Origin of the sequence: Streptomyces sp. WAC05292, from assembly GCF_003949955.1 — a bacterium.
In the GTDB taxonomy this organism is placed as follows: domain Bacteria; phylum Actinomycetota; class Actinomycetes; order Streptomycetales; family Streptomycetaceae; genus Streptomyces; species Streptomyces globosus.
In genome coordinates this window covers 1-11,802 of the sequence record NZ_RPSE01000179.1, presented here as the reverse complement: position 1 = coordinate 11,802, position 11,802 = coordinate 1, and the positions used below count along the sequence as shown (strand labels likewise).

At 75.2% G+C, this 11,802-nt stretch carries 14 protein-coding genes and 3 pseudogenes; 11 read left to right on the top strand and 6 right to left on the bottom strand.

Annotated features, from left to right (window positions below):
- Positions 1–31: 31 nt before the first annotated feature.
- A complete protein-coding gene (gene sigK / locus EF903_RS19135) occupies positions 32–619 on the top strand; it encodes an ECF RNA polymerase sigma factor SigK (protein WP_125544787.1) in 588 nt (195 codons plus the stop codon).
- Positions 616–1,368, top strand: a complete 753-nt coding sequence (locus EF903_RS19130) for an anti-sigma factor (protein WP_125544785.1) — start codon at positions 616–618, stop codon at positions 1,366–1,368. The genes sigK and EF903_RS19130 overlap by 4 nt, the downstream gene beginning before the upstream one ends.
- Positions 1,369–1,406: 38 nt before the next feature.
- Here EF903_RS19130 and EF903_RS35310 read toward each other — a convergent pair whose 3' ends face one another.
- The 3 genes and pseudogenes from EF903_RS35310 to EF903_RS19120 all read right to left on the bottom strand — a co-directional run bounded on the left by EF903_RS35310 (position 1,407) and on the right by EF903_RS19120 (position 3,081).
- Positions 1,407–1,877: a hypothetical protein gene (locus EF903_RS35310; RefSeq protein ID WP_185902725.1), complete on the bottom strand. Its 471-nt coding sequence runs from the start codon at positions 1,875–1,877 to the stop codon at positions 1,407–1,409.
- On the bottom strand, positions 1,820–2,419 hold the full coding sequence (locus EF903_RS35305) for an ACT domain-containing protein (RefSeq protein WP_260615598.1): 600 nt from the start codon (positions 2,417–2,419) through the stop codon (positions 1,820–1,822). The genes EF903_RS35310 and EF903_RS35305 overlap by 58 nt, the downstream gene beginning before the upstream one ends.
- A pseudogene (locus EF903_RS19120) lies at positions 2,416–3,081 on the bottom strand (class I SAM-dependent methyltransferase). Before EF903_RS19120 ends, EF903_RS35305 begins: the two are co-directional and overlap by 4 nt.
- 18 nt (positions 3,082–3,099) lie before the next feature.
- On the opposite strand from EF903_RS19120, the pseudogene EF903_RS36125 reads away from it, so the two are divergent.
- A pseudogene (locus EF903_RS36125) lies at positions 3,100–3,507 on the top strand (hypothetical protein); the annotation flags it as partial.
- A 63-nt stretch (positions 3,508–3,570) separates the two neighbouring features.
- Positions 3,571–4,350, top strand: a complete 780-nt coding sequence (locus EF903_RS34160; RefSeq protein ID WP_185902724.1) for an SDR family NAD(P)-dependent oxidoreductase — start codon at positions 3,571–3,573, stop codon at positions 4,348–4,350.
- Between the two features lie 158 nt (positions 4,351–4,508).
- Here the strand turns inward: EF903_RS34160 and EF903_RS19110 are convergent, their stop codons facing one another.
- Positions 4,509–4,805, bottom strand: coding sequence for a pentapeptide repeat-containing protein (locus tag EF903_RS19110; protein WP_125544781.1), 297 nt, complete (start codon positions 4,803–4,805; stop codon positions 4,509–4,511).
- A 202-nt stretch (positions 4,806–5,007) separates the two neighbouring features.
- On the opposite strand from EF903_RS19110, the gene EF903_RS19105 reads away from it, so the two are divergent.
- On the top strand, positions 5,008–5,406 hold the full coding sequence (locus EF903_RS19105) for a hypothetical protein (protein WP_125544779.1): 399 nt from the start codon (positions 5,008–5,010) through the stop codon (positions 5,404–5,406).
- 124 nt (positions 5,407–5,530) lie between these two features.
- Positions 5,531–6,106 carry a hypothetical protein gene (locus tag EF903_RS19100; RefSeq protein ID WP_125544777.1) on the top strand — a complete coding sequence of 192 codons (576 nt, stop codon included), beginning with the start codon at positions 5,531–5,533 and terminating at the stop codon, positions 6,104–6,106.
- 3 nt (positions 6,107–6,109) lie between these two features.
- Here the strand turns inward: EF903_RS19100 and EF903_RS19095 are convergent, their stop codons facing one another.
- A complete protein-coding gene (locus EF903_RS19095) occupies positions 6,110–6,751 on the bottom strand; it encodes a TetR/AcrR family transcriptional regulator (protein WP_125544775.1) in 642 nt (213 codons plus the stop codon).
- A gap of 110 nt (positions 6,752–6,861) precedes the next feature.
- Between EF903_RS19095 and EF903_RS35300 the strand changes: the two are divergent.
- Both EF903_RS35300 and EF903_RS19090 read left to right on the top strand, forming a co-directional pair.
- Positions 6,862–7,722: pseudogene (locus EF903_RS35300) on the top strand (aldo/keto reductase); the annotation flags it as partial.
- Between the two features lie 60 nt (positions 7,723–7,782).
- Positions 7,783–9,852, top strand: a complete 2,070-nt coding sequence (locus tag EF903_RS19090) for a phosphocholine-specific phospholipase C (protein ID WP_260615597.1) — start codon at positions 7,783–7,785, stop codon at positions 9,850–9,852.
- A 190-nt stretch (positions 9,853–10,042) separates the two neighbouring features.
- Here the strand turns inward: EF903_RS19090 and EF903_RS19085 are convergent, their stop codons facing one another.
- Positions 10,043–10,246, bottom strand: coding sequence for a cold-shock protein (locus EF903_RS19085; protein WP_125544771.1), 204 nt, complete (start codon positions 10,244–10,246; stop codon positions 10,043–10,045).
- 367 nt (positions 10,247–10,613) lie between these two features.
- On the opposite strand from EF903_RS19085, the gene EF903_RS19080 reads away from it, so the two are divergent.
- The 3 genes from EF903_RS19080 to EF903_RS34155 form a co-directional block, all read left to right on the top strand.
- Complete coding sequence (locus EF903_RS19080; protein WP_125544769.1) at positions 10,614–10,976, top strand: hypothetical protein; 363 nt, start codon at positions 10,614–10,616, stop codon at positions 10,974–10,976.
- 125 nt (positions 10,977–11,101) lie between these two features.
- Complete coding sequence (locus EF903_RS19075; RefSeq protein WP_185902723.1) at positions 11,102–11,428, top strand: hypothetical protein; 327 nt, start codon at positions 11,102–11,104, stop codon at positions 11,426–11,428.
- 142 nt (positions 11,429–11,570) lie between these two features.
- Positions 11,571–11,802, top strand: a 232-nt coding sequence (locus EF903_RS34155) for a hypothetical protein (RefSeq protein WP_221888754.1), incomplete at its 3' end; no start/stop codon positions are given.

Below are 11,802 nucleotides of genomic sequence, written 5' to 3'. Positions count from 1 at the left end.
CCCCCTCCTCACTCCGGCCGGAGCCCGGACGGTGAACCAACCGCTCCCCTCCGGCGCGGGCCCCACCCCGGGCGGGGCCGACCCAGCCGAGCTGATGCAGCAGGTCGCCCAAGGCGACAAACAGGCCTTCGCCGCGCTCTACGACGCCCTCGCACCCCTGGTGCACGGGATCGTCGTCAGGGTCGTACGCGACCGTGCGCAGTCGGAGGAGGTCGCCCAGGAGGTCATGATCGACCTGTGGCGGCAGGCCGCCCGCTACCGGCCCGACGCCGGGAGCGTGACCACCTGGGCCGCGACGATCGCGCACCGCCGCGCGGTGGACCGGGTCCGCTCCGCCCAGGCGGCCGCGGACCGCGAGCACACCCAGGCCGCCCGGGAGCACCAGACCGCCTTCGACGAGGTCGCCGAGCAGGTGGAGACGCGGCTGGAGAGCGAGCAGGTACGCCGCTGCCTGCGCGGCCTGACCGAGCTCCAGCGCCAGGCCGTGGACCTGGCCTACTACCGGGGGCTGACCTACCGTGAAGTCGCCGAAGCCCTGCGCACACCGCTTCCCACCATCAAGACACGCATGCGCGACGGGCTCATCCGGCTCCGCGACTGCATGGGGGTGACCACATGAAACACCACGCATCCGATGCCCACACCCTTGCGGCCGCCTACGCGCTCGACGCCCTCGACCCCGGCGAAGAGGCGGTGTTCGAAAGCCACCTGCAGGAGTGCGCGTCGTGCCGGCAGGAGGTCGCGGAGTTCCGGGCCACCGCGGCGCGCCTGGCCGCCGCCGTCTCCCAGCCGCCGCCCGCGGCGGGCAAGCAGGCGGTCATGGACGCGATCGACGGTGTGCGGCAGCTGCCTCCGCGGGTGCCCGCGGCCGCGCACGCCACCGCCCGCGGCGGCGCCGTCCGCCGCAGGGCCCTGCCGCTCGCCCTGGCCGCCAGTCTGGCCGCCGCCGCGTCGCTTGCCGGCCTGGCCGTGTGGCAGGTCCGGCAGGGCGAGGAGCTGCGGCAGCGGGCCGTGCAGGCCGAGCAGCGTCTGGACGACGTCAGTTCCGTCCTCGCGGCGCCCGACGCCCGGACCGTGCACGGCCGGGCCGCCAACGGGGCCCTGACCACGGTGGTGGCCTCCGACCGGCAGAACCGGGCCGTCTTCACCGCCGGCAACCTTCCGGCGCCCGCCGCCGGCAAGACGTACCAGTTGTGGCTCGACCACGACGGCACCATGCGCCCCGCCGGTTTCATCTCCGGCGACGGAACCGTCCGGCTCAGCGGCGACCCGGCCGACGCGACTGCGGTCGGTCTCAGCCTCGAACCTGTCGGCGGCTCGCCCCACCCGACCACCCCGCCGCTGCTGCTGATGGCCCTGCCTTCCTGACCCGGGCGGACGCCGGCCGCGGCCCGCCCCGGGAGCCGTCAGCGGCGGCCGCCCGCGGCCAGGACCAGTCCGGTGAGCAGCAACGCCAGGCCGATGGCGAGGACGGGGAAGCCGGTGGCGGGGAGGGTGTAGAGGGCCGCCGCGGCCACGGCCAGCGGTGTGCCGACCGCCGCGGCGACCGCACCGATCCGGCGTGCTGTCGCGGCCGGGCCGCTGCCGGCGGACGCCTCGGGGTCGGCGGAGGTCCGCGGGTCGCTGCCGGTGAGGTGGGCGGTGAGGGCGCCGGCCAGCACGGCCCAGGCCACGGCGGTCCAGCCGTTGCGGCCGGCGCCGGTCAGCAGGACGGCCGCGGTGACGGTCGCGCCGGCCGCCATGGCCCGGGGGCTGCCGGTGAAGGCCCAGGTGCGGCGGGCACTGCCCGGCTGCCGCATCTCCACCACCGCGGTACGGATCACCAGGGCGGCGGCGACGAGCACCGGGGCCAGGAGGGAGGCGTCGGGATCGGGCATCGCGGGGACCGCTCTCTGCGTGCGGGTCCCGAGGCTGCGGACCCGGTCCTGCCGGTGGGCGTCGCGGCCGTCCGCGCCGTCGGCGTCGGCGGCCCCTCGGGGCCACCGGGACGGCGGCCCCGACGTGTGCTCCAGTGTCGCCGGAATCGGGCGTCCCGGCAGGCCCCGTACCGTTCTGCGGCGGGACGGGGCCGGTCGGCCGTCGAGGTCCGCCAGGACGGCGAGTGCGCGTGCTGCCCCGCCGTGCGGCACGAAGGCGGCCGTGGTGGCAGCCGGCCATGACGTCGCAGCTCAGGCCCGCCGAGGCCGGGGCCGTCGCGAAGGCGGCGGTCAGGCCCACCGCGTCCGGGGCGGACTGCACGTGCAGGGGGGGTCCACGCGGCGACGTGGTCGTGGGCGAGTCCCAGCCGGTCGGCGTCCGCACGGGGCAGTACCGGGGTCAGCCCTTCCTCTTCCCGGACCGTGTCACCGGGCGGACACCCGCCGGCGCCTCGCCCGCCGGGCGCGAACACGTACTCTCCCCCGTTGAGCTGCGGGCTCATCGAAGCGAGCAGGGTGCGGAGGTCCTTCTCTCCCGGCACGTCGCCTCCTCGGGCGCTGCCGTTGCCGAAGGGGTGCCGGCGCGGGCCGGCAGGTGGGCGTCTAGGAAGCCCCGCTCGGAGGCGGGGTCGTGGACCAGCCCGGCGAAGGGGACGAGGCCGGCGCCTTCCGGCTGCGCGGCGAAGCGGTCGGCCGGCCGGCCGTGGGCGGGCGCCACCTTGTGGTCGAAGCGGACCGGCTCCGGCCCGCCGGTCGCCCAGAAGGAGACCGGCGGCAGACCCCCCGGGGCGAGGGCAGCTCCGCGGGCGGCGTGTGGATCATCGAGTAGTGGGACAGCACGCCGCCGAGCGCGCGGTCCGCGACCTGAAGGGCCTCCATCCGCCCCTCGCCGAACCTCGGCTGCGGATGTGCCTTCCGGGCACGGGCGCCCATGGCCGGGGAGAGGTCGACCCGAACGCGTCGGGCCCCAGGCCGTGGAGCAGGGCCGTCAGGTGCCCGGGCCGCATCCGGCGTCGGCCGTCCGCGGGTTCCCCGTCGCGCGGACGAGCTCGGCGAAGGCGCCGAGCACGGCCCGCGTGAGCGGCCGCGTTTCGAGCCGGTGCGCGAACAGGGACGCGTACAGCTCGACGGCGGCGTCGCAGGCCGCCCTGGTCTCGTCCTGCACCTGATCCTGCTGCACGCCATGGCCGGGTCCGCCGGCGCGGAGGGGGCGCGGGAGCGGCTGGCCGCCCGGGCCGAGGAGGTCCGGGCGGGCTTCCCCGGCGTCGCCGTCGAGGCGCTGGTGCGGGACGGCGAGGCCGATCTGCGGCCGCAGACCCTTCCGCCCGGTCTCGCCCCGCCGGGTCAGCAGAGCCAGGAGGGTGTCCTGGCGGCCGAGCGGCGGCTGCTGGAGGGCGAGGCGGCCCTGCTGCGGCGGCGCTGGCCGGGGCCGGCCGTCCGGGTGCAGGTGCCGCCGACCGCCGCCCCGGCTGCGCTGCTGCCCGCGGCCCGCGACGCCGCCCTGCTCGTCCCCGGTGGCCCGCGGCACGGCCACCGTATACGGCTCGTGTCGACCACCGCCGACCTGCTGCGCCACTCGGGCTGCCCCGTCATGGCCGTACCGCGCCGCGGCCGAGCGGTGCGCGGCCGCGGCGGTGCCTCCTATGCTGCGGGCATGACCTCACAGCGCCACCTCGCGGAACTGTTCTCGCTGGACGGCCTGGTCGCCGTGGTGACCGGCGGGAGCTCCGGCATCGGACGGGCCGTCGCCGGCGCTCTCGCCCGGGCCGGGGCCGGCGTCGTCATCGTGGCGCGCAGGGAAGCCGAACTGGCTTCCACTGTGGATGAGTTGGCGGCGGACGGCTGCCGGGCGGCGTGGGTGAGGGCCGATCTCGGAACGCGTGAGGGGGTGCGCGCGGCGGCCGAGGAGGCGGCTGGGGTGTTCGGCGAGCCGGACATCCTCGTGAACAGCGCGGGGATCAACCTGCGGCCGCCGATGGGCGAGTTGGACGACGCCGTGTGGGACGCCACGATGGCGGTGAACCTGGAGGCGCCCTACCTGCTGGGGCAGCGGTTCGGGCCCGGCATGGCGGAGCGGGGCTTCGGGCGGATCATCCACATCAGCTCGCAGCAGGCGCACCGGGCGTTCGTGCAGAGCGGCGCCTACGGGGTGTCGAAGGGGGCGCTCGAATCGCTGGCCCGTTCGCAGGCCGAGGCCTGGTCGCCGCACGGGGTCACGTGCAACGCGCTGGTGCCCGGCTTCGTCCTGACCCCGCTCAACACGCGGCTGTCGTCCGACGAGGAGACGGTTGCGGCGCTGGCCCGGCGGACGCTGGTCGGACGGAACGGCCTGGCCGAGGACTTCGCCGGTGCGGCGGTGTTCCTCGCCGGCCGGTCGTCCGGCTACATCACCGGTCAGGCGATCTTCGTGGACGGCGGGTTCTCGGCTCACTGAGCGTCCCCGCGCCGCTCCCCCGCGGGCGCCGGCCGTGCGCAGGCAGGAGGATGCCCCCGCATGCGGTGGTGGGCTGGTGCCGCCACCGCACCGGAGGTCGTCATCGGGATCGGGAACCGCCGCGGTCGGGCAGCCGGCGAGCCCCCGGAAGCGTGCCGCTAGTTGCCGATGCCGGAGCTGCCGACGCCCGTGTTGCCGAGACCGGAGCTGCCGACGCCGGAGTTGCCGAGGCCGGAGTTGCCGACGCCCTCGTTGGCCAGGCCGGAGTTGCCCACGCCCAGGTTGGCGATGCCGGAGTTCCCGACGCCCCAGTTGGCGATGCCCGAATTGCCGACACCGGAGTTCCCGATGCCCGAGTTGCCGACGCCGTCGGCGGCGGCCGCCGCGGCTCCGCCGAGGCCGAGGGCCGCGGCGGCACCCAGCACGACGGTGAAACGGAGAAGACGTGCACGCATTGCATACCTCCTGAGTGCGGTGCGTTTGCGGTACATCAGTAGCATTTGCCCCCTGCGGGTTGTGGAATATACGACTGTCGGGGTCGTGTCGGCACCGGCTGGCGTACACCCGGACCGTCCGCCGCCCCGGATAATGGCCGGGTTCCGGCGCGGGCGCGCCGGGTGGGGCGGCGGCCCCGAGGACCGGAGGGGTACGGGAGCGGTGGAACTCGAAGAGGGCCTGCGGGTCAGGCTGGCAGCGGATCTCAGGCTGGCGGGTTCCGTCACCGCGGCCGGCGGCTCCGCGGTCGAGGCGGGTGCCGCCGCCGGGTTCCTGTCGCTGGCCGCGGGCTGCGAGGGGACCGTCGAGCGCGTGGACGAGCACGTCCGGGAGCAGGGCCCCGAGGCGCGGGAGTACGAGCGGCTCACGTCCCTGCTCGACAGCTTCGGCGCCCATATGCCGCCGGCGAGCCGCCGGCAGGCCGAGGAGCAGGTCGCGGCCCTGGAACCGGCGTGGGCCGCCTGGCAGCAGGACCGGCGGCGGGTGACGGTGCGGGTCCGCTTCGACAACGGGCTGGTCCTCGGCGACGCGTCGGCGGACGTCTTCACCCCCGCGCCCTGACGGCCGGCCCGCCGGGCCGCTCCGGCGGGGCCGGGGGCGGCGGCGCGGACCCGCCCGGGCGGCCCGGCGCGTCTCCCCGGTGTCCCCGACCGCGCGGCCGCAGCGCGGCGGGGGGATCGGGCGCGTGGATGTGCAGGGGGGCACCGTGGGCGGAATGCGGGACGGGCGGACAGGGCGCCGCGGAATCCTGGCCCTCCTCGGCGGCGTCGCGCTGGCCCCGTTGACGGGTACTGCGGGCTGCGCCGGGCTCCGGCCGGACGAGGACCGCCTCCGCGTACGGACCGACGTCGGGCCGCTACACAAGCGGTTCGCGGCCCTGGGCCCGCTGTCCGACGCGCACTGGCTCGGCTACGACCTGGACGCGGCGGGCAGGCGGGCGTCCGTACCCGGGCCGGACGCGCGGATCCGGCTCGTCGGGGTGGCCCGGCCGGCGCCCGGTGCGGTGGCGGCCGCCCTGGCGGCGGCCCCGGCCGGCGAGCCCTTCGAGACGGTGGCCTTGGCCGGCGACGTCCCGGCCCCGCTCGCGCGGCACGTGCCCGACCGGGCGGGGTGGCGGGCGAGCCCGGCGTACGACCTCACGGTCCTGGCCCGGGACCCGGCCCAGCCGGTCGCAGCCGGCGGCGACCGGGCCGACGGGCGGTTCCTCCTGCACGAGGCGGACGACCTGGTGTGGTTCGACGCCGTGTTCCTGTACGCCTGACCGTCAGCCCCCGGCGGGTTCCGGCCCCGCCGCGGTGAAGACGCCCGCGCGGGCGGCGGCCGCGGCGGCGCGGGCGGCGCGTTCGGCCGCGGCGGCGTCCGGGGGCGTGCCGGTCGTCAGCAGCCGGTAGTAGAGGGGCGCGGAGACGCTGCGGACGACCTCCTCCGCGTCCGTGCCGGGCGGGAGTTCGCCGCGGGCGACGGCCTGGCGGACGCAGGGCGCCCACTCGGCGACGCGGACGGTGTAGAAGCGGTGCAGGGCCTCGGCGGCCCGCGGGTCCGTACCGGCGGCCGCGATCACGGCCCGGAACAGCGGGCCCTGGCGCGGGTCGGCGAGGGTGCGGCGGACCAGGTCGGCGTTGGCGAGGAGGTCGCCGTCGAGGGAGCCCGTCTCGGTGCGGGGCGCGGACTGCTCGGCCATGTCGCCGAGGAGGTCGGCGACGAGCCCGGAGGGCGTGCCCCACCTGCGGTAGACGGTGGTCTTGCCGACTTCGGCGCGCCGGGCCACCTCGGCCAGGTCGAGCCGGTCGAAGCCCCCTTCGGCGAGCAGGTCGCCCGCGGCGTCCAGGACCGCCGCCCGCACCCGGGCCGTCCGGCCGCCCGGCCGCAGGGTGCCCGGCTCCGTGCTCTCACCATCAGACGCCATAACGGGCCTCCAGTTCCATTAATACGCTTCCACTGTTACGGTGGGGTCAGCTTAAGGGGTCCACAGTCCCCTTAAGTCGTATCCGTGCATCGTTCACGAGGGGGCTCGTCATGGAGTACAGGCAGCTCGGCACATCCGGTCTCACCGTCCCGGTCCTGAGTTTCGGCGCCGGCACCTTCGGCGGCGAAGGGCCCCTCTTCGGGGCGTGGGGCGACACCGGCGTCCGCGAGGCGCGCCGCATGGTCGACATCTGCATCGACGCCGGCATCACGCTCTTCGACACGGCCGACGTGTACTCGGCCGGCGCCTCGGAGTCCGTCCTGGGCGCGGCGGTGAAGGGCCGGCGCGACCGGGTGCTGCTGTCCACCAAGGCCGGGCTGCCGATGGGCGACGGGCCAGGCGACGCCGGCACCTCCCGGGCCCGCCTGATCCGGTCCACCGAGGACGCCCTGCGCCGGCTCGGCACCGACCGGATCGACCTCTTCCAGCTGCATGCCTTCGACGCGGCCACCCCGGTCGAGGAGGTGCTGTCGGCACTCGACACCCTGGTGCGCGCGGGGAAGATCCGCCACGTCGGCGTCTCCAACTTCGCGGGCTGGCAGCTGATGAAGTCCCTGTCCGCGGCCGATCGCCACGGCTTCCCCCGCTACTCCGCCCACCAGGTCTACTACTCGCTCATCGGCCGGGACTACGAGTGGGAGCTGATGCCGCTGGGCCACGACCAGGGCGTCGGCGCCCTCGTGTGGAGCCCGCTCGGCTGGGGCCGGCTCACCGGCAGGGTACGGCGCGGCCGGCCGCTGCCGGAAGGGAGCCGGCTGCACGCGACCGCGGACTACGGCCCGCCCGTCGACGACGAACTCCTCCACGACGTCGTCGACGAGCTCGACGCGATCGCGCAGGAGACCGGCAGGACGATCCCGCAGGTCGCGCTCAACTGGCTGCTCGGCCGCCCCACCGTGTCGTCCGTGATCGTCGGCGCCCGCTGTCCTGGGGGCCGGTCCCCCGCCCCCTACCCGCAGAGGTCGTCCGCCATGGCAGAACTCAACCGCCGCCGGTTCCTCCAACTCACCGGCGGCGCCGCCGCCCTGGGCGCGCTCGGCGAGAGCATCGCGCGCGCCGCCGCCATCCCGGCGCAGGGCGCCACCGGCACCCTCGCCGATGTCGAGCACATCGTCGTCCTCATGCAGGAGAACCGTTCCTTCGACCACTACTTCGGCAGGCTGCGCGGCGTGCGCGGCTTCGGCGACCCGCGCCCGGTGACCCTCCCGAGCGGCAAATCCGTCTGGCACCAGGCCGACAGGACGGGCAAGGTGACGCTGCCCTTCCGGCCGCCGTCCGACGACCTCGGCATGGAGTTCCTGCAGGGCCTCAACCACGACTGGGCGGGCGGCCAGAGCGCCTTCAACAAGGGCAGGTACGACAACTGGGTGCCGGCCAAGACGCCCACGACGATGGCGTACCTGACCCGTGAGGACATCCCGTTCCACTACGCCCTCGCCGACGCGTTCACCGTCTGCGACGCCTACCACTGCTCGTTCATCGGCTCCACCGACCCCAACCGCTACTACCTGTGGTCCGGCCACACCGGCAACGACGGCAAGGGCGGCGGACCCGTCCTCGACAACGCCGAGCTCGGGTACGGATGGACGACCTACCCGGAGCGGCTGGAGGCGGCCGGGATCTCCTGGAAGGTCTACCAGGACATCGGCGACGGCCTCGACGCGGCCGGCCACTGGGGCTGGATCAACGACGCCTACCGGGGCAACTACGGCGACAACTCGCTCCTGTACTTCAACGCCTACCGCAACGCGCAGCCCGGCAGCCCGCTCCACGAGAAGGCCCGCACCGGCACCGACGCCAAGGCGGGCGAGGGCTACTTCGACCGGCTGCGGGCGGACGTGAAGGCCGGCAGGCTGCCGCAGGTCTCCTGGATCGCGGCCCCCGAGGCCTTCAGCGAGCACTCCAACTGGCCGTCCAACTACGGCGCCTGGTACATCGCGCAGGTCCTCGACGCGCTCACCTCCAACCCGGACGTGTGGGCCCGTACCGCCCTCTTCATCACCTACGACGAGAACGACGGCTTCTTCGACCACGTCGTCCCGCCGTACGCCCCGGCCGGCGCCGGGCAGGGCCTGTCCACGGTGCCGACCGCCCTGGACGTCTTCCCCGGCAAGCCCGGCTACGCGGCCGGGCCGTACGGCCTCGGCCCGCGCGTGCCGATGCTCGTCGTCTCCCCGTGGAGCACCGGCGGCTACTCCTGCTCCGAGACCTTCGACCACACCTCCATCATCCGCTTCATGGAGAAGCGCTTCGGCGTCCACGAGCCGAACATCTCGCCGTGGCGCCGCGCCGTCTGCGGCGACCTGACCTCGGCCTTCGACTTCGCCCGCAGCGACACCGGCGCCGTCCCGCTGCCCGACACGGCGGCCTGGGAGCCGCAGGACCGCGAGCGGCATCCCGACTTCCCGGCCCCCGCCCCCGCAGTGGGCAGCATGCCGCGCCAGGAGAGGGGCTCACGGCCAACCCGCCCGCTGGGGTACGCCCCGTACGTGGACGGCACGGCGCTCACCGCGGAGGGGAGGTTCCGGCTGACGTTCAGCGGCGGGCCGGCGCTGGGCGCGCAGTTCCTCGTCACCTCCGGGAACCGCACCGACGCCCCCTGGACGTACACGACGGCGGCCGGCGCGTCGATCTCGGACACCTGGAACACCCGGTACTCCGGCGGGATCACCGACCTGACGGTGCACGGCCCCAACGGCTTCGTACGCGGCTTCCGCAACCCCGGGAAGATCCCCGGGCCCGAGGTCACCGCCCGCCACAACGCCGCCACCGGCGACCTGGACCTCACCTGCACCAACCACGGAGACGCGACGGCCGTCCTCACCGTCGCCGGCGCCTACGGCGGAAGCCCGCAGCGCCTCACGGTCGCGCGGGGCGCCACGGTCACGCACACCGTGTCCCTGCTGGGCAGCCGCCGCTGGTACGACGTGACGGTCACCGCGTCCGGTACGGCGGACTTCCTGCGGCGTTTCGCGGGGAAGGTCGAGACCGGGGCGCCCGGTATGTCGGATCCGGCGATCCTCACCGACCCGTCGTCCTGACGCGGACCCCCCTGAACAGACGGGTGCGGGTGGCCAGTGCTGCGAGGGCCGGACCAGCCCCGGCGGTCCGCTGGGGTGGGCCGTCACCGGCTGACCGGTGATCCCGGGGTACCCGGGATCACCGGGTGAAAACGACGGCGCGGTCCGTCCCCGGTGGGGACGGACCGCGCCGTGCGGCATCAGACTCGGGTCAGGCCGAGGTGATGTTCTCCGCCTGCGGGCCCTTCTGGCCGGCCGTGACGTCGAAGTTCACGCGCTGGCCTTCCTGGAGCTCGCGGAAGCCGTTGGCGACGATGTTCGAGTAGTGGGCGAAGACGTCCGGGCCGCCGCCGTCCTGCTCGATGAAGCCGAAGCCCTTTTCAGCGTTGAACCACTTCACGGTACCGGTAGCCATGAGTTCTCCTTCTGGGAGTTTTTGGGTCGCACACCGTGCGCGGCCCCGTCGCTGAAATGAGCCCATCCGGAGGTGCCGGAAAACAAAAAGTGCGCCCATCGCATAACGTCGGGCGCACACAAATCCATGGGGTGCCAAAACTGCAACGTGACCAGGCTAGCACGGTTCGTCGCCGGAGCCGAGGATCCCGGGGAGCCGGATCGGGCCGTGGGGGTCCCGCGTGCGGGGCCCTTCCCCGCCGGGCCGCCCGGTGCCACCCTGGGGCAGAGGCGGTGGGGCCCCGACCGGAGCGCGCCGTGCCGGTGCACGCGGGACCGGGCCGCCGGAGCGGGCTGCGGCGGACGGCCGCCGCCGGGGAGGGACGGGCATGCCGCTGTTCCAGCGCCGGGACGCCGGCGACGACGGCTGGACCGTCGAACCGATGGGCAACGGGGAGACCTGCCGCCGGCGGGTGCGCATGGAGCGCCTCGGCAACATCCTCCCCCACCACCGGGAGGTCCTGGAGGCCGCGGCCCGCGAGGAGGGCCGGAGCCTGGAGGAGTACGTGGCGTGGGTCGCGAACCTGAGCAGCGACCGGATGCACGCGACCCGCGACCGGATCATGAACGGGGTGGCCGGCGAGCGGGAGGCGACGCTGTACGGCTGCTGGCTGGAGGCCCGTGCCGCCGTGCAGGAGGTCCAGTACCGCATCGAGGTGCGGCCCGGGAAGTACGCCTGGCGCGGCCGGTAGCTGCTTCCGGGGCGCCAGGCGTCCGGTGGTACGGGTTCGCACGGGTGCGGCCCAGGGCCCAGACTGGTAACCAGCCGTCGCGGCTCCGGCGGAGTGTCCGGAGCCCGGTGGGCGGGAGGCAGACCGTGGTCATCACCCACCAACTCGCTGAAGGCGTCCTGTACGTGCGTATCCCGCGGGAGCTGGACGTCGGCAACCGGGCGGCGGCCGCCCTGGAGATCGAGGCGCTGGTGCATGCCCACCGCCCCGGACGGGTGGAGGTCCGGCTGCCGTCGCACCACCCCTCCCCCATGACCTTCGGCGCGCTGGCCCGCGTCCACCGCATGTGCCAGAGCCTGGGCGTCCCCCTCGCCACGACCGGCCCCGACGGGGAGGCACCGCCGGAGCCCCTGGGCGGTGCGCTCCCGGACCGGGCCCACCAGCTGGAGCACGGCGCACGGCGCGACCACTGACCGGGCGCGGCCGGTACCTGCCTGTTGTGACGGGTGCCGGCCGGCAGCACCCCGCGCCTACGTTTCTCCACGTGAAGGCTGTCTTCGGACAGGCCCGCGCCGCGGCGGTCGGCCCGGTGCGGGGACGACGGAGGAGGGGCACATGCGCATCAGGACGTGGACGACCGCTGCCGCGCTGACGGCCGCGCTGCTGACCGGGGGCGTCGCCACCGGCACGGCCGCCACGGCGGCGGAGGCGACGGCCGGACCGGTGCTCGTCGGGTTCTACGGCACGAGCGAGGAGTGCTACGCCGCGGGCGCCGAGATCGTCGGCGAGCACGGGTGCGTCTTCGTGGGCGCCCGCGGCGTAGCACTCCTCGCTCGTGCCGTAGAAC